General features: G+C 69.0%; 13 protein-coding genes. 11 read left to right on the top strand and 2 right to left on the bottom strand.

Annotated elements, in window-relative coordinates; all coding sequences use genetic code 11:
* The first annotated feature begins 178 nt into the window (after positions 1 to 178).
* The 8 genes from ACIBHX_RS49730 (at position 179) to trxA (ending at position 8,902) form a co-directional block, all read left to right on the top strand.
* Positions 179 to 622 carry a YbaK/EbsC family protein gene (locus ACIBHX_RS49730; RefSeq protein ID WP_397075760.1) on the top strand — a complete coding sequence of 148 codons (444 nt, stop codon included), beginning with the start codon at positions 179 to 181 and terminating at the stop codon, positions 620 to 622.
* 47 nt (positions 623 to 669) lie between these two features.
* Entirely contained in the window at positions 670 to 2,757 is a 2,088-nt protein-coding gene (locus ACIBHX_RS49725; RefSeq protein ID WP_397075710.1) for a DUF6049 family protein, read from the top strand.
* Complete coding sequence (gene murJ / locus ACIBHX_RS49720; protein WP_397075708.1) at positions 2,754 to 4,370, top strand: murein biosynthesis integral membrane protein MurJ; 1,617 nt, start codon at positions 2,754 to 2,756, stop codon at positions 4,368 to 4,370. Before ACIBHX_RS49725 ends, murJ begins: the two co-directional genes overlap by 4 nt.
* Before the next feature lie 147 nt (positions 4,371 to 4,517).
* A complete protein-coding gene (locus ACIBHX_RS49715; RefSeq protein ID WP_397075706.1) occupies positions 4,518 to 6,008 on the top strand; it encodes a protein kinase family protein in 1,491 nt (496 codons plus the stop codon).
* A 15-nt stretch (positions 6,009 to 6,023) separates the two neighbouring features.
* Entirely contained in the window at positions 6,024 to 6,659 is a 636-nt protein-coding gene (gene sigM, locus ACIBHX_RS49710) for an RNA polymerase sigma factor SigM (RefSeq protein WP_397075704.1), read from the top strand.
* Positions 6,649 to 7,515, top strand: coding sequence for an anti-sigma factor family protein (locus tag ACIBHX_RS49705; protein ID WP_397075702.1), 867 nt, complete (start codon positions 6,649 to 6,651; stop codon positions 7,513 to 7,515). Before sigM ends, ACIBHX_RS49705 begins: the two co-directional genes overlap by 11 nt.
* A gap of 129 nt (positions 7,516 to 7,644) precedes the next feature.
* Positions 7,645 to 8,577, top strand: a complete 933-nt coding sequence (gene trxB, locus ACIBHX_RS49700) for a thioredoxin-disulfide reductase (protein WP_397075701.1) — start codon at positions 7,645 to 7,647, stop codon at positions 8,575 to 8,577.
* Between the two features lie 10 nt (positions 8,578 to 8,587).
* On the top strand, positions 8,588 to 8,902 hold the full coding sequence (gene trxA / locus ACIBHX_RS49695) for a thioredoxin (protein WP_397075699.1): 315 nt from the start codon (positions 8,588 to 8,590) through the stop codon (positions 8,900 to 8,902).
* Positions 8,903 to 9,515: 613 nt separating this feature from the next.
* On the opposite strand, the gene ACIBHX_RS49690 is transcribed toward trxA, so the two are convergent.
* Entirely contained in the window at positions 9,516 to 10,133 is a 618-nt protein-coding gene (locus tag ACIBHX_RS49690; RefSeq protein ID WP_214319085.1) for a GNAT family N-acetyltransferase, read from the bottom strand.
* Between the two features lie 247 nt (positions 10,134 to 10,380).
* Here ACIBHX_RS49690 and ACIBHX_RS49685 point away from each other — a divergent pair, with 247 nt between their 5' ends.
* The 3 genes from ACIBHX_RS49685 to ACIBHX_RS49675 all read left to right on the top strand — a co-directional run bounded on the left by ACIBHX_RS49685 (position 10,381) and on the right by ACIBHX_RS49675 (position 15,009).
* Complete coding sequence (locus ACIBHX_RS49685; protein WP_397075758.1) at positions 10,381 to 11,613, top strand: PLP-dependent aminotransferase family protein; 1,233 nt, start codon at positions 10,381 to 10,383, stop codon at positions 11,611 to 11,613.
* A gap of 587 nt (positions 11,614 to 12,200) precedes the next feature.
* Entirely contained in the window at positions 12,201 to 13,157 is a 957-nt protein-coding gene (locus tag ACIBHX_RS49680; RefSeq protein ID WP_397075697.1) for a D-alanine--D-alanine ligase, read from the top strand.
* Between the two features lie 805 nt (positions 13,158 to 13,962).
* Complete coding sequence (locus ACIBHX_RS49675) at positions 13,963 to 15,009, top strand: threonine aldolase family protein (RefSeq protein ID WP_397075695.1); 1,047 nt, start codon at positions 13,963 to 13,965, stop codon at positions 15,007 to 15,009.
* Positions 15,010 to 15,987: 978 nt separating this feature from the next.
* Here the strand turns inward: ACIBHX_RS49675 and ACIBHX_RS49670 are convergent.
* Complete coding sequence (locus ACIBHX_RS49670) at positions 15,988 to 16,947, bottom strand: ParB/RepB/Spo0J family partition protein (RefSeq protein ID WP_397075694.1); 960 nt, start codon at positions 16,945 to 16,947, stop codon at positions 15,988 to 15,990.
* Between the last annotated feature and the right edge of the window lie 205 nt (positions 16,948 to 17,152).

Below are 17,152 nucleotides of genomic sequence, written 5' to 3'. Positions count from 1 at the left end.
TCTCGCATTCCGGAACATATCCCCCGAGCCACATGGGGTCCGGGTTACCTTTCGGTCAAAGGACCGTCGGGGGCCATGGAACGAGGCAAGGAGCGTATACATGAAGGACGCCCTCGCGATCCACCGCTGGCTCCTTGCACACCAGGTCCATCATGAGATCGTACGCCTTCCGCGCCCCATGACATGCGTGGAAGAACTGCCCGAGGCGGTCTCCACGGCCCCCGAGCGCTGCGTGGCGGTCACGGTGTTCGAGGTCACCACCCGGTTGGGCCGCGAGGCGGTCGCCATCGTCTCCACCGTCGCGGCCCCGCCGAAGCCCGGCGTGGTCGGCGGGCTGCTCGGTGTCCGCAAGGTACGGCCCGCCGCCGCCTTCCTGGTCAACTCCGCCACCGACTACGCCGCCGGACTGGTATGCCCACTGCTGCTACCACGGTCGCTGCCCGTGCTGATCGACGACCGGCTGAGGCCCGACACAGAACCGATCTTCACCGCCACCGGTGAACGTCACACCGCCCTCACACTTCGCGCTCTTGACCTGCTGACTCTCCTGTCCGGAAAGCCGGTCGACCTACGCGTTCCGCACCCCAGAGGATCACGTCAGGCGGTCGCGTCGCGACACTGAGCCCGTACCATTGCGGGCGTGCGCCGTACTCCAGCAGGGGTGGACGCGTGATCCGTAAGGCCGCGCTGATCGCCTCCCTTTCCGCCGCGTTGCTCGCCCCCATGGTGGCGGCCGCGCCGAGTGCGGCTGCCGGGAAGCAGTCCGTCGAGCTGACCCTGGGCTCGGTGACGCCCGACTACACCACGGACCTGAACACCGAGATCAAGTTCTCGGGCACGGTGTCCAACACGACCTCCACCGCGCTTTCCGGGCTGACGATCCGGCTGCGTTACAACTCGCAGAGGTTCACCGATCGGGCCTTGATGCGGGCCTTCCTGGCGGGATCGACGACGCCGCAGTTGACCCCGTCGTCGACCTCCCAGCTGTCCAACCAGGCGGTGGCCGCCAACGGATCGCTTTCGTGGGAGATCACCCGGACCCCCGTCCAGCTCGGGCTGCGGCAGTACGGCGTCTATCCCGTGTCCGTCGAAGTGGTGCAGTTCGGATACCAGGTGATCGCCGAGCAGCGCTCGGTCATCACCTACACCCCCACCACGCCCGGACAGAAGCAGCAGAAGGCCAGGCTGGCCGTCGCGCTGCCGGTGATCGACCAGCCGCACCGCTCCGACGACGCCCACTTCGTCGACGACAAACTGGTCACCGCGCTCGGCCAGAAGGGCACGCTCACCAACCTCGCCAAGATCGCCAAGACGGCGCCCAAGAGCGTCACCTGGTTCGTCGATCCCGGCCTGCTCGACGATCTCAACCAGATGAGCTCCCCCTACACGGTCAGGATGACCAAGAAGGGCGACCAGTCCAAGCCCGCCAGCCAGGAAGCCAAGCTGTGGCTCGACACGATGCGCGCCGAGCTGGCCAAGTCGCCGATCGCGGCCCTGCCGTACGCGGATCCCGACGTGGCGGCGCTGGCCCACCAGGGGCTTGACACGCAGACGGGCAAGGCGCTCACGCTCGGCGGTCAGAAGGCCAGGCAGCTGTTCAAGCGCGACGACATCCAGACCGCGATGAACTGGCCGGTCGACGGCGCCCTCGACGCCGACGCGCTGGACCTGCTGTCGGTCGGCGGCGTCAAGAGCGTGCTGCTCAACTCCGCCAACGTGCCCACCCAGCAGCAGGTCACCTCCACCCCCGACGCCGCCGCCACGCTCGACACCGTCGGCGGGCCGGTCACCGCGCTGCTCGCCGATCCAGACCTGGGCCACACGTTCGAGTTCGAACCGGGCGGCCAGGCCTCCACCACGCTCAACAAGCTGCGCTTCATCGCCGAGACCGCGATGATCGCCGGCGAGCCCGGCCAGACCACGCCCCGTTCGATCGTCGTGGCGCCCTCGCGCCGCTGGAATCCGAACCCCACTCTGGTCAAAACCCTGCTCAAGACCGCGGACAAGCTGCCGTGGCTGCAGCTCACCCCGCTCGCCTCGATCAAGCCGGGCAAGACGCAGGTGCCGCGGGCCGGGCTGACCTACACCGAGCAGAACCGCAAGGACGAGCTCGGATCCAAGTACCTCACCCCGATCAAGGAACTTGCCGCCGACGCGGCACTCACCTCGCAGATCACCGTGACCAAGGGCGACTCGGCGTTCGACGCGGCGGTGCTGCGCGCCGCCTCCTCGGCCTGGCGCAACACCACCAGGGCGGGACGCGCCGTGACCAAGCAGGTCCAGGCCACGGTCACGGACACGCTGGGCCGCATCCAGATCACCGGCGCCGATCGGCCCCGCTCGCTGGCGGGCAGCGATGGCCAGGTGCCCATCAGCGTCCGTAACTCCGGCACCCAGAAGATCTCCCTCTTCATCGAGGTGAAGTCCAACGACCGCGACATGCTGGCCGTCGACTTCAAGCAGCTGGAGCCCCTGACGATCCTGCCGGGGCAGAGCGGCGGCGTGCAGGTGACGATGACGGCCAAGTCGAGCGGCGACGCCACGGTCATGGTCCAGCTGCGCACCTCCGACCACCAGCCGTACGGCAAGCCGGTCAAGCTGACCATCCGCACCACCGGCTACACCGGCATCGCGCTGGTCATCGTGGGCGCCGCGCTGGCGGTCATGCTGGCCGCCGTGGTGACACGGATCCTCCGGCGCAGGTCGCTCAAGAAGCCCCCGCGCGCCCCCCAGACGCGAGAGAGTGAGTCGGTATGAGTCGCCTGCTACGTGCCAGCGCCGTCATGGCCGCCGGCACGATGGTCTCCCGGGTCACCGGCTTCGTCAGGACGATGGTCCTGGCCGCCGCGATCGGCACCGCCACCATGGGCGACGCCTACAACGCCGCCTACGCCATCCCCTACAGCATCCTCGACCTGCTGCTGCTCGGCGTGCTGAGCAGCGTCGTGGTGCCGATGATCGTCAAGGCCCAGCAGCACGACCCCGACGGCGGGCGCGCCTACGAGCAACGCCTGATGACGCTGGCCACGGTGGCGCTCGCCATCGTCGCGGTCCTGGCCGTGCTCGCCGCTCCCGTGCTGATCGACCTCTACACCACCAACTGGAACGCCGACAGCCACAAGTTCCAGGTCGCGGTACGGCTGGCGCAGTTCATCCTGCCGCAGCTGGCCTTCTTCGGCATCGGCGCCGTGGCGGGCGCGATCCTCAACACCCGTGACCGCTTCGCCGCCCCCATGTGGGCGCCGGTGCTCAACAACATCGTGGTCATCGGTGTGCTGATGGTCTTCCTGCTGACCACGCCCGCCTCGTCCCGCACCGACGTCGACCAGATCTCCAACGGCGACCTGGCGCTGATCGGCCTGGGCACCACGGCGGGCATCGTGGCGCAGGCGATCATCCTGATCGTGGCGCTCAAGCGGGTCGGATTCTCCTTCATGCCGCGCTTCGACGTGCGCAACGCCCGGCTCGGCGAGATCGGCAAGGCCGGCGCCTGGACCATCGGCTACACGGTGATCACCCAGCTGGGCTTCATGCTGACCACGAACCTGTCCAGCGCCGCCGGCGACGCGGTGCCCGGGCACGGCATCTCGCCCTACACCTACGCCTTCCAACTGTTCCAGCTGCCCTACGGCGTCATCGGGGTGTCGGTGATCACGGCCATGCTGCCGCGGATGAGCCGGGCGGTGGGCGAGCTCCGCTACGACGACGTGCGGGCGGAGTTCGGCTCCAGCGTGCGGCTGATCAGCTCGGTCATGGTGCCCGTCTCCCTGATGATCATGGTGCTCGGTCCCGCCATCACGGTCCCGATCTACGCGCACGGGGCGACGCCGACCGCGGACGCCGTCTACATCGGCAATGTGCTGCAGGTCTACGGGCTCGCGCTGGTGCCGTTCGCGATCTTCCAGCTGCTACTGCGGGTGTTCTACAGCTTCGGCGACACCCGCACCCCGGTGTTCGTCGGCGCGGGCACGGTCGCGGTCAACGCCGTGCTCATGCTGGCCTTCAACGCCGTGCTCTCCCCGGAGTATGCCGTCATGGGACTCGCCCTCGCCTACGCGATCTCCTACGCCGTGGGCGCGTTGGGCGCCTGGATCCTGGCCTCCAGGCGCGTCCAGGGCCTGGGCGGTTGGCAGATCGGCGCGGCGATGACCAGGATGTACATGGCGGCGCTGCCCACGGCCGTCCTGGCGCTGGGTTCGGTCTGGCTGGTCCAGCAGATGTTCGGCGGGCTCAACTTCGTCAACTCGCTGATCATCCTGGCCGTCGGGGGCGGGGTCGGCGGGCTGGTCTACCTGGCGGTGGCACACAGGATGCGCATCCCGGAAGTCAGTTCGATCGTTGGGATGGTCGCTGGACGGGTAGGCCGGTAAAGAACGCGGACGCGATCGAAGCGCCACTACCATGGTGCCCGACACGCGCGAATGGAAGCAGGAGGGGCGTGGGCGGATCCACCCGGCATAGCGTGCCTACGTGGGACACCTCCACGCGGGCGGTACAGCCATGAGCGGAGTGAACCTGTGAGCACGTCTGCGGTGGAGCCCGGCACCCGCCTCGCCGAGCGCTTCCGGCTCGAGGACCGCGTGAGCGAGTCCGACGGGGCCACGTTGTGGAAGGCCATCGACGAGATCCTGGCGCGCCCGGTCGCCGTGCTCACCTTCGCCCCCGACTTCCCCCGCGTCCACGAGGTCGTCACCGCGGCCAGGGCCGCGAGCCGGCTCACCGATCCCCGGTTGACCCAGGTGTTCGACGCGGCCGAGGACGACGATTACTCCTACGTGGTCAGCGAGTGGGTCACCGGCGAGACCCTGTCCGACCTGCTGGCCGCCGGCCCGCTGGAGCCGGAGCGGGCGGCCGGGCTGGTGGCCGAGGCGGCCGAGGCCCTGACGCACGCCCACGAGGCCGACCTGTACCACCTGTGCCTGCGTCCCTCCCACCTGGTGTGGACGACGGGCAACACGGTCAAGGTGCTGGGCGTGGCGGTCGACGCCGCCCTGTCCGGGCTCACCACCGACCAGCCCGCGCTGGACGACGCCGAGGGCCTGGGCCGCCTGCTGTACGCCGGGCTGACCGGGCACTGGCCGGGTGACGAGGAGGAGGGCGGCCTGCCCGCCGCCCCCATGAACGACGGCCACTTCTGCACGCCGCGGCAGGTGACCGCGGGCGTGCCCAGCTACCTCGACATCGTCACGGTCAGGGCCGCCCTGCCCGAGTCGCGCAAGGGGCAGAGCGTGCTGGCAAGCCCGGCCGAGGTCGCCGAGTCGCTGGCCGGTGTGGCCAGGCCGATGCCGATCCCGATCTCCTACACCACGCCGCCGGCTGTCACCGCTGCCTCGCGCTCCGAGGGGCTGGAGACGCGTGAGCGTCCGGCGCGCGTCCCGCTGCCGCCCCCGCCGCGCCGCTCCTCCAGCGTCGTCAGCCGGGTGCTCATGACCATCGTGGTGCTGCTGGTCATCGCCGCCGTCGGCGTCGGCGCCTGGACCGTCGGCCGCAGCCTGGGCAGCCCGGGCACGCCCTCGGCCCAGCAGTCGCCGAGCACCTCCACCTCGGTCTCGGCGCCGCCGCAGGTCGTCAAACCGGCCAAGGCCAGCGGGTTCGACCCGCTCGGCGACGGCGACGAGAAGTCCGAGATCGCGGACCTGACGATCGACGGCAAGCCCAGCACGTTCTGGAAGACCGACGCCTACAACAGCGCCGAGCTCGGCAACCTCAAGCCGGGTGTCGGGCTGCTGCTCGACATGGGCAAGTCCGTGCAGGTCAGCGATGTCGTGGCGACGCTGGGCGGGGCGTCGGGCGGTGCGGTGGAGCTCAAGGTCGGCGACAGGCCGGAGCTCAACGCGCTCAAGACGGTCGCCACGAACAAGGACGCCTCAGGGAAGATCACCCTGACCCCGAGCCAACCCGCAAGCGGTCAGTACGTTTTGATCTGGTTTACGCGTCTTCCGGCGGATGCAGGCAAGTTTCATGGCACCATCTATGAAGTAGTGGTGCATTCTCCAGGATCGGCATAATCAGGAATCCCTCTTGTGAACTCCCCACCTGACACACCTTCCAGCGCGGATCGGCCGGCGGTCACCGACGCCGAGCTGCTGTCCGCGCACATCAACGGGGATCCACACGCGTTCAGCGAGATAGTCAAGAGGCACCGGGACCGCATGTGGGCGGTCGCCCTGCGGACGCTCGGCGACCCCGACGAGGCGGCAGATGCCGTACAGGATGCCTTCGTGTCCGCCTATCGGAAGGCGAGCACCTTCCGCGGTGAGGCCGCGGTCACCACCTGGCTCCACCGCATCGTCGTCAACGCGTGCCTCGACCGGATGCGCAGGAAATCCGTCCGGCCGGTGGCCGACGACGAGCTCATCGAAGCCGCCGAGCGCGACACCCCGATGCCAGATCAGACCGTCGAGCGCGAGGTCTCGATGGAGGTTTCGGCCGCACTGAAAATGCTGCCCGCGGACCAGCGAGCCGCGCTCGTCCTCGTCGACATGATGGGCTATTCCGTCGAAGACGCAGCTCAGGTGCTTGAAGTGCCCAGCGGCACCGTGAAGAGCCGGTGCGCACGAGGCCGCGCGAAACTTGCCCCAATTCTTTCGCATCTGCGGAACCGATCTGACCTCACTCGCGTCTCATCCGCGAAGGGAGCAGAACTTCGTGACGGGTGATACGCACTACGATCTGGAGATCCTGGCCGAGTTGGCCGAGGGGCTCCTGGACGCCGGTACGGCCCGCCAGGTCCGCGAGCATCTCGCGGTATGCGACCCCTGTGGGGAGCTCCTGGCAGACCTGGCGGCGGTTCGCGAGGTGCTCGCGGCGACTCCTACGCCGGCCATGCCGATGGGGGTGGCGCTGCGCATCGACAAGGCGCTGGCCGCCGAGGCAGGAGCCGCGCGCGGGGGGGTCGGCCTCGTAACAGCACCCGACTGGGACGATCTCATGCGCGACGCGCCATGGGAGAGCACTCCAGTCGAGGAGCCGGTACGGCTCGGGGTGGTCAACAACGACGGCACGGTGGTCCCGGCCAGAAGCCGGAGTTCGCGGCGACGCCGCTGGGCGATGCCCGCGGTGGCGGCAGCGGCCGCGGTGGCGGTGGTCGGCACGGCGGCGGTCTCGACCGGACTGCTCGCCTCAGGAGGCGGGAGCAACCCGGGCGGGCCACAGGTGGCTGCGCAGCCCGCGTCCCCGCCCAAGGACCACACCAAGGCCAAGCGGTTCACGCTGACCGACAGCGGCCACAACTACAGCGACAGCGAGCTGCGCCAGCCATTGGAGGGCTTCCTGGCACCGGCGCCCATCGTCGGAGGAGCCTCGGCCGACGCCGACAAGGTCGCCAAGTGCGTCAACCGGATCGACGACCGGAGCAACCTCAAGGCCTTCGCCGTCGACCAGGGCCAGTACAACGGCCAGGACGCGTTCGTCATCACCTCATGGAAGGACAAGGCGGCCAAGCGGGTCCGCGTCGACATCGTCGACCCGTACAACTGCAAGCCGCTGCGCAAGGCGCTCCTCGGACACTGGTAATCCACTCAAGCCACGCGCAAGAGCCCACTTCGGTGGGCTCTTCTGCGTTGTGGGTAGGGGGTGGGAATGCCGGCGGCCTAGGATCTGTTGAGGCCAGCAGCAACAGCAGACGAGGAAGGCGTGAGAGCGTTGAGCGACGTTCGTAACGTGATCATCATCGGGTCCGGCCCGGCTGGATACACCGCGGCCGTCTACTCCGCACGCGCCGAACTCAAGCCGCTGGTCTTCGAGGGCTCCGTCACCGCGGGCGGCGCGCTCATGAACACCACCGACGTGGAGAACTTCCCCGGGTTCCCCGACGGCATCATGGGCCCCGACCTGATGGACAACCTGCGCAAGCAGGCCGAGCGCTTCGGCGCCGAACTGGTCGCCGACGACGTGATCGAGGTGGACCTCGAGGCCAACCCCAAGGTGGTCAAGACCTACACCGACACCTACTACGCCAAGTCGGTCATCTTGTCCATGGGCTCCGGCTACCGCGAGCTCGGCCTGGAGAACGAGAAGCGCCTGTCCGGCCGCGGCGTGTCCTGGTGTGCCACCTGTGACGGTTTCTTCTTCCGCAACAAGGACATCGTGGTCGTCGGTGGTGGTGACACCGCGATGGAGGAGGCCACGTTCCTGACCCGCTTCGGCCGGATGGTCACCGTCGTCCACCGTCGCGGCGAGCTGCGCGCCAGCAAGATCATGCAGGACCGGGCGTTCGCCAACGACAAGATCCGCTTCGTCTGGGACACCGAGGTCGTCGACGTGCTCGGCGACACCAAGGTCGAGGCCGTGAAGCTGCGCAACGTCAAGACCGGCGAGGAGACCGAGCTGGCCACCGACGCGCTGTTCCTGGCCATCGGCCACGACCCGCGCACTGACCTGGTCAAGGGCCAGATCGACCTCGACGAGAACGGCTACATCAAGGTGGCCGCCCCCACGACCGAGACCAACATCGACGGCGTGTTCGCCGCCGGCGACGTGGTCGACCACATCTACCGCCAGGCCATCACCGCGGCCGGCACCGGCTGTTCGGCCTCGCTCGACTCCGAGCGCTGGCTGGCCACCAACGAGAAGTAGGGAGCGCACCGTGAAGGCAGTTACCGACGCCACCTTCGAGGCCGAGGTCCTCAAGAGCGACAAGCCCGTCCTGGTCGACTTCTGGGCGGAGTGGTGCGGGCCGTGCCGTCAGGTTTCGCCCATCCTGGAGGAGATCGCCAGGGAGCACGGTGACAAGCTGGAGATCGTCAAGCTGAACATCGACGAGAACCCGCAGGTGCCGCGCGACTACGGGGTGCTGCAGATCCCGACGATGAACGTCTACAAGGACGGCGAGGTCGTCAAGCAGATCATCGGCGCCAAGCCGAAGGCGCTCCTGCTCCGCGACCTCGAGGGGATCATCTAACTCTCTCTTCTCGCTCGTACGGCGAAGCCGCCGCCACCGACCGCCCTCCGCACTTCGGCTGAGGGCCCGCGAGCGGCGCTTCTGGCGAGTCGGGGACACCCACTCGCCATCACGGCGCAAGGGATCCACTTCCCCCGGGAAGCGGGTCCCTTGCCACGTTCCGACCAAGCTTTCCCCGGCGCGCCCCAGCAGGTCCTTCCCGGCGCGCCCCAGCAGGTTCTTCCCCGGCGCGCCGCGGCGGGCTTTTCCAGGCGCCGGGTCGGCGGGAAGGGGTACGGCGAAAGTCGGCGCCCTGTACGGCGGGAAGCGGGACCGAGGAACGTGGATCCCTGGCGCCGTGACGGTGGGTAAGCGGCACCGACTCGCCGGAAGCGCCGGTCGCGGGTCCTCAGCACACGGCGGTGGGCGGCCGGTAGCGGCGGCCTGCCGTACAAGAGCCCTAAAAGCGACCCGTCAGGCCCCAGGAAGCGCCCCGCACAGAGCCCTGGAAGCCACCCGCACAGAGCCCTGGAAGCGACCGGTCAGGCCCCTGAAGGCGACCCGCACAAGAACCCTGGAAGCCACCCGCACAAGAGCCTGGAAGCGATGCGACCCGAAAAGCCCCTGAAGTGGCTCAGACGGGGCGGAGGGCGCGTTCTGGGGTCATGGAGCCGAGGAGGCGTTCCAGGGCGACCTCGACGTCCTCGCGCCACGACACGGCCGTCTTGAGTTCCAGCCGGAGGCGCGGGAAGCGCAGATGCGGGCGTACCGTCTTGAAGCCCACCGAAAGCAGGTAGTCGGCGGGCACCACGCAGCTCGGCTCCTCCCACTTCAGATCGCCGAACGCCTCGATGGCCTTGACGCCGCGGCGGGTGAGATCTTTTGCGACGCCCTGGATGAGCATGCGCCCCAACCCACCGCCGGAGAATTCGGGCACGATGTGGGCCGTCATCAGCAGCACCGCGTCCGCGCTGACGGGCGAGGTCGGAAAGGCCACCGAGCGCGGGCTGTACAAAGGCGGGCTATAGAGGACGAAACCGGCAGGCACTCCATCGACATAGGCAATTTTGCCGCAACTACCCCACTCGAGAAGCGTGGCGGAGATCCACGCCTCCTTCTCCAGCGCAGGATCGCCGGACTCCACCGCGCGTTCGCCGCTGACCGGGTCGAGCTCCCAGAACACGCACCGCCGGCAGCGACGCGGCAGATCGTCCAGATTATCCAGGGTGATGTTGACCAGCCGACGCGACAACTACGGCCCCAATCTATGCACGGAAAAGCGCGCGAAAACCGCGTCCGATGCTGGCATCGTAGCCCAGTGACGGCGAGGGGAGCGGGTGCACGCCACCCGTGGCCCGTCACGTACTCTGGTTTCTCAGGTCAAATTGACACCTAGGAGGTGGACCGTGACAGAAGAGCAGGATCACGGTCGGACACCCGCGACCCAAGGGTCGCGCATCGATGCCTACGTCGATCGGTACGCCGCACGAGCTACCGGGATGGTCGCCTCCGAGATCCGAGCTCTTTTCGCCGTCGCATCGAGACCCGAGGTGGTCTCGCTCGCCGGCGGCATGCCGTACGTCACGGCCCTCCCCCTCGACATGGTCGGCGAACTGGTCTCCGACCTGGTCACCAGGCGTGGCCCCGTCGCCCTCCAGTACGGCTCCGGCCAGGGCGATCCGCACCTGCGCGAGCAGATCTGCGAGGTCATGCGGCTGGAGGGGATCGAGGCCGGAGCGGACGACGTGGTCGTCACCGTGGGCTCCCAACAGGCGCTCGACCTGATCACCCGGATCTTCATCGACCCGGGTGACGTGGTTCTGGCCGAGGGTCCCTCCTACGTGGGGGCCCTGGGGACATTTGCGGCATATCAGGCTCGCGTGGTGCATATCGCCATGGACGATCAGGGCATCGTCCCCGAATCGCTCGCCCAGACCATCCACGCGCTGCAGGTCACGGGCACGCGGATCAAGTTCCTCTACACGATTCCGACCTACCACAACCCCGGCGGCGTCACGATGAACGTCGCTCGGCGGCAGCAGGTGCTCGACATCTGCCACCGGGCCGGGATCCTGATCGTCGAGGACAACCCGTACGGCCTGCTCGGCTTCGACGGCGAGCCCATGCGGGCGCTGCGGGCCGACAACCCCGACGGAGTGGTGTACCTGGGGTCGTTCTCGAAGACGCTCGCCCCCGGGTTCCGCGTCGGGTGGGCCCTGGCGCCGCACGCCATCCGCGACAAGCTCGTGCTGGCCATGGAGTCGGCCGTGCTGTCGCACTCGTCGTTCACGCAGCTGGCCGTCGGGCAGTACCTGGCCACACAGCCGTGGCGGGAGCAGATCAAGACCTTCAGGGAGCTCTACCGGGAGCGGCGTGACGCGCTGCTCGACGCCCTGGGCGCGCTGATGCCTCCTGGCGTCACGTGGACCAAGCCGGCCGGCGGGTTCTTCGTCTGGGCCACGCTGCCGGAAGGCCTGGACTCCAAGGCTCTCCTGCCTCGCGCCGTCGCGGAGCGGGTCGCCTTCGTACCCGGCACCGGGTTCTTCTCGGACGGCAGCGGCTCACGGCAGATGCGCCTGTCGTTCTGCTATCCGCAGCCGGACCGCATCCGCGAAGGCGTCCGTCGGCTCGCCGGAGTCATCGAGCAGGAGCTCCGCCTCCGCGACACCTTCGGCACCAACCCCGCCCCCGGCCACCCCGGCGTCGACACCCCCGGCCCCGACCTGGCCTGACGCTCCTGTCTCCAGGGGTACGGCTCCCACCCCAACCAGCCGTACCCCTCCTCCCCCCAGCACGCTCCTTCCGGCGCATGCTCCTTCCGAGGCACGCTCCTTCCGGGGCGGGCTCCTTCCCCACCCGGTTTTCCCTGCACCTACCCGGTTCCAGGCAACTCCGCTCCCCAATCCCGCCGCCCGGCATCCGTCCCGTGCGCCCCCACGGTCCCTCTCAGGCGAGACCTGCTACCTTCCCGGGGCCGCGGGCTCCCAAGGGGCGCCTTGCTCGCCTTTCACGTGCGCGCAGGCTCTCCCAGGGGCGCCCTGCTCGCCGTTCACATGCGCGTCGGCTCGCTGACCACCCTCGGCGCCCGGCTTTCTCGGCCACCGTGCTTGCCGCCCCGTCCTCACCAATCGCGACTCACTCCGCACGGTGGATCCCCGCGTCGCCGTACACGCCGCCCGCGCCTGCCGCCCTCTACCTCGGGTCGCGGTGGTCTGGGAGGGGGTTGGGGGAATCGTGGAGTGTGCAGGGGGCCGGCCGTACATCATGGGGGTCTGACGCCGGTACCTTTGGACAGCGGGCGATCAGCGGAGGAGATGTGATGAGCGATCTGGGCCACGTGCTGGTGCTGGCCGGCGGTCTCTCCTACGAGCGGGAGGTGTCGCTGCGCTCCGGTCGCCGAGTCAGCGAGGTGCTGCGGGCGTCCGGCATCGACGTCGAGGCCCGCGACACGGACGCGTCGCTCGTGCCCTCGATCCTGGCCGACCCGCCGGACGCGGTGTTCGTCACGCTGCACGGCGGGGCGGGCGAGGACGGCGCGATCCGGTCGGTGCTCGAGCTTCTCAACGTGCCGTACGTGGGCGCCGACCCCGACGCCTGCCGCGTTGCGTTCGACAAGCCGACGGCCAAGGCGGTCATCCGGTCCGTGGGCCTGCGCACACCGGAGTCGATCACGCTGCCCAAGGAGACGTTCCACGATCTGGGGGCGTCGATGGTGCTGGCCAGGATCGTCGACCAGCTCGGCCTGCCACTCTTCGTCAAGCCTGCCCGCGGCGGTTCGGCGCTGGGCGCCTCGATCGTCCGCACCGCCGAGGAGCTCCCAGCCGCGATGGTGGGCTGCTTCGCCTATGGCGACACGGCCCTCATCGAGCGCTACATCGACGGCGTCGAGGTCGCCGTCTCCGTCGTCGATCTGGGCGAGGGTCCGATCGCTCTCCCGGCTGTGGAAATCGTCCCCGACGAAGGCGTCTACGACTACGCCGCCCGCTACACCGCCGGTCACACGGAGTTCTTCGCCCCCGCCCGCCTTTCCGACGAAGCCGCAGCCGCCTGCGCCGAGGCCGCAGTAACGGCCCACACGGCACTCGGCCTCCGCGACATCTCCCGCACGGACCTCATCGTCGACGCCGACGGCCAGCCCCACTTCCTGGAGGTCAACGTCGCCCCCGGCATGACGGAAACCTCCCTCCTCCCCATGGCCGTCGAAGCCGCCGGAAGAGATCTGGGCGACCTCTGCCGCACCCTCCTCCAATCCGCCGCCCACCGCGCCCGCCCCTAACCCGCTCCCACCCCTACGGCCGGCCGCGCCCCCTCACCACCGCCACACCCCGCACGCCACGCCGTTCGCCACCCACGAGGCGACGCCACCACGCCTCCTCACCCACGCGGACGCGTCTGATCCACGCGGATCTCCTCCCTCACCACCGTTCGCCTTTCAAACCCGCGCACCCATTCCCACACCACGCGCGCCCCCACGCAATCGCAACCCACACCCGAATCCTGCGCGCCACTCCTCCCGATCCACGCGCCATCACGCACTCGCCGTCGGCGCCACCTCTCGCCCCCGCCTACCCCACCACTCCCAGCGGACCACGGCTCCGCCCGGGCCCGCCCTAGGGCACACCGCATCCCCCGTGCGCCGTGACATGCGGCATCCCATCGCGCCGTGACACGCGCAACGCTCACTCACGGCACGCCCCCACGACACGCCACACCCGCTCGACTCGCGGCAGGCCCGCACACTCGTCCTACGGCACGGCCATCACTCGCCCCGCGGCACGTCTCGACTCTCGCTCATGAGTGACGTCCCCGCAGCATCTCGGGTGCGGCACTCAACCCGCGTCGGTAGAGGGGACTCGTCGATTGATGGATCAGGCGGTTCTTTCTTCGCTACCACCGCACCAAGGAGAGCGCGATCACGTCGAGCGCCAGCGATGGGGCGAGCCCTCAAGTCGCCCCCAGCGAGACGTGGCGCTGTGTCGGGCGAATGACCCACGACATCGAAGTACGGCCCGGCCGCGCGGGACCCGAGCGCGGGCGTAGCGCCCTTCTGGGGGCGGTGGGGGTGAAAGTAGCCTGGCTGTGTGCTGATCGATTCGACCTACCCCAAGAGCTTCGCCAGTGACAACCATGCCGGCGTCCACCCCACGATCCTCGAAGCCATGGCCGCCGCGAACGAAGGCGACGCGCCCGCGTACGGCGACGATCGCTGGACGGCCGCGTTCCAGGGACGAGTGAAGGACGTGTTCGGCTCCGGCGCTGAAGGCTTCCCGGTGCTGAATGGTGCCGGCGCCAACATGGTCGGGCTGGCCCTGATGCTCGGCCGCTACGACGGCATCATCTGCGCCGACAGCGCGCACATCGCCACGCACGAGGCGGGCGCCGCCGAGCGGCTGCTGGGCGTGAAGCTCATCACCGTCCCCACCGAGGACGGCAAGCTCCGCCCGGACGACATCACGAGCCGCCTCGGCGGCATCGGCAACCCCCACGAATCGCAGCCGACCGTCGTCTCCATCTCCCAGGTGACCGAGCTTGGCACCTGCTATTCCCCCGCCGAGATTGCCGCCCTCGCAGAGACGGCGCACGCATCGGGACTACGGCTCCACGTGGATGGCGCCCGGCTGGCCAACGCCGGCGCGTACCTCGACTGCGACCTGAGCGCCATCACCACGGACGCGGGCGTCGACGTCTTCAGCTTCGGCGGCACCAAGAACGGCGCCCTGGCCGCCGAGGCCGTCGTCGTCCTCGACGCGTCCCTCGCGCACGCGGTCCCGTTCCTGAGGCGCCAGTCGCTACAGCTCGCCTCCAAGATGCGCTTCATCTCGGCTCAGCTCTCGGCACTCCTCGCAGACGAGCTCTGGCGCCAGAACGCCGAACACGCCAACGCCATGGCCAAGCGTCTCGCGGACGGGCTCGCCGACGTCCCCGGCGTCTCGATTGCTTTCCCGGTCCAGTCGAACGCGGTCTTCGCCGCCATCCCCCACGACGCCGGCGCGGCCCTCCTGGAGCGCTACCTGTTCCACTACTGGGACGAGGCGACAGGCGTCGTCCGATGGATGACCGCCTTCGACACCACCGAGCAACACGTCGACGACTTCCTGGACGACATCCGCAAGGCGATCCCCGCATAGCGCGCACCAATCATGGATTCTCCGGCCCCTTCGAGGAGTCTCCGGTTTCACGTGAAACATGCCGCGTACTGGATCGCTCGTTGCCCAGCACCCGGCCTCTTGGCCCACCGCCGGAGTCCCATGACGGTTTCACGTGAAACCACGAGCAAGGAGTCGTCGCGGGTTTCACGTGAAACCTACGACGCCTCTTGCTGCCCCCTACGTGCCCCAAGCAATCAGAGACGGCCTGACGCACAGGGAGGCGGCGTTTCACGTGAAACCGCAAACCCGCAAGAGCAGCCGACCTCGGCCATGTTTCACGTGAAACGCCTTACTCCTGGGATCAAGAGCTCACTCCGCGCCCCGCAGGCCGAACGCCGGGAACCCCGTCGGGCGGGGAGCTCACCACGCGGCCGGCAGGACGGACCGCCAGGAATCGTGGGGTCGGGAGTTCACCATCGCGCCCCGCAGCACGGACCCCCAGGAATCGTGGGGTCGGGAGCTCGCCACGCGCCCCGCAGGACGGATCCCGGGAATCGTGGGATCGATCGCTCGGGCGCGAAGGGTTCGGAACCGCGTCCGAGGAGCTCTGCCTAGGTCGACGGAATCTATCGACCATTGCCCCCGCGACACGTAGTGGGACGCAATCCGGCCCCAGGGGCGCCTGCTCCCACGGCATCCCGGGGACTTGTGGTGATCCGGCGCCCGAGGATCAACGGGCGGACCACCGAGAGCGGAGCGGGACTACCACGAGGCAGCGAGGATGACCGCCCTCAGGGGTCGCGGCGACCCACCTCGAGGGGTCGCGGCGAACTGCCATTGGGGTGCGATGGGCCGGCACTCACACAGCTTGCAGCGGTCCGGTGTCCAGCGAGCTTGCGGCGGCCCAGTGTCCAGCGAGCTTGCGGTGATCCCGCGCGCAAGGGATCTGTGGTGATCCGATACCGAGGGGCCTGCGGCGATCTGGCGCCGATGGACGTGGACCTCGCGGAGGGGCGGCTACTCGTCGAGGTTGCGGAGGGCGCGGGCGGCTTCGGGGGCCATGGTGCCGATGATGCGCTCAAGGTCGTCGATCGTGGCGAACTCGACGACGATGCGGCCCTTCCGGCGGCCCAGGTCCACCTTCACCTTGGTCTCGAAGTGGTCCGAGAGGCGGTCGGCGAGGTGGGTGAGGCCGGGCGCGGTAGGCCGGTTGGCCTGGCGCTCGCGGGGCGCGTTCTTGGCGGCCTTGGCGCTGCCCATGGAGACGATCTCCTCCACGGCCCGAACCGAGAGGAGCTCCGCCACGATGCGCTTGGCGAGCTGGACCTGCTCTACCGGACTCTCCAGGCCGAGCAGGGCACGCGCGTGACCCGCGCTGATCGTGCCGGCGGCGACGCGGAGCTGGACCTCGGGCGGGAGGTTGAGGAGGCGGAGCGTGTTGGTGATGTGCGAGCGTGACCGTCCGACCTTCTGAGCCAGCTGCTCATGCGTGGCTTGGAAGTCGTCCAGCAACTGTTGGTAGGCGGCCGCCTCTTCCAGGGCGTTCAGCTGCTCGCGCTGGAGGTTCTCGATGAGGGCGTCCAGGAGAAGCGCGTCGTCCTGCGTGTTGCGGACGATCGCGGGGACCTGCTCGAGCCCCGCGAGCTGGCAGGCGCGCCACCGGCGCTCCCCCATGATCAGCTCGTACTGGCCCCCTCCCACCGGGCGCACCACGATCGGCTGGAGCAGCCCGACCTCTTTGATGGAGGCGGCCAGCTCCTGGAGACGCTCCTCGTCGAACACCTCACGCGGCTGGCGTGGGTTGGGGACGATGGCGGTGAGGCTGACTTCCTTGAAGTACGCCCCGGCGATCGGCTTCGGACCGCTGTCGGCCGCCGAACCGTTCGTGGGGGCGACAGTCCCGGTGCCGTCAACGATAGGACCGGTCGGGATGAGCGCCCCGAGACCCTTGCCCAATCCCCGCCGCTGCTGACTCACTGCGTCTCCTCATCCACCCGGCCGATTCCGGTCACTCTTGGAGAGGTTACCGTCGCCAGCCCAACCCGGTGCCCCCTCACCACACCCGGTTCCACCGGATTTACCCACCCGCCCTCCGGCTGTCCACAGAACCCACCCCTCCCGACCCCAGACTCCCCCTCCCCGATCCTCATCGTGCGCTCCCAAGCCCCGCCTCCCGATCCCC

Origin of the sequence: Nonomuraea sp. NPDC050536, assembly GCF_044457685.1 — a bacterium.
Taxonomy (GTDB): Bacteria; Actinomycetota; Actinomycetes; order Streptosporangiales; family Streptosporangiaceae; genus Nonomuraea.
The sequence above is the reverse complement of the archived record's forward strand: the minus strand, read 5'-3'. Positions and strand labels throughout refer to the sequence as shown.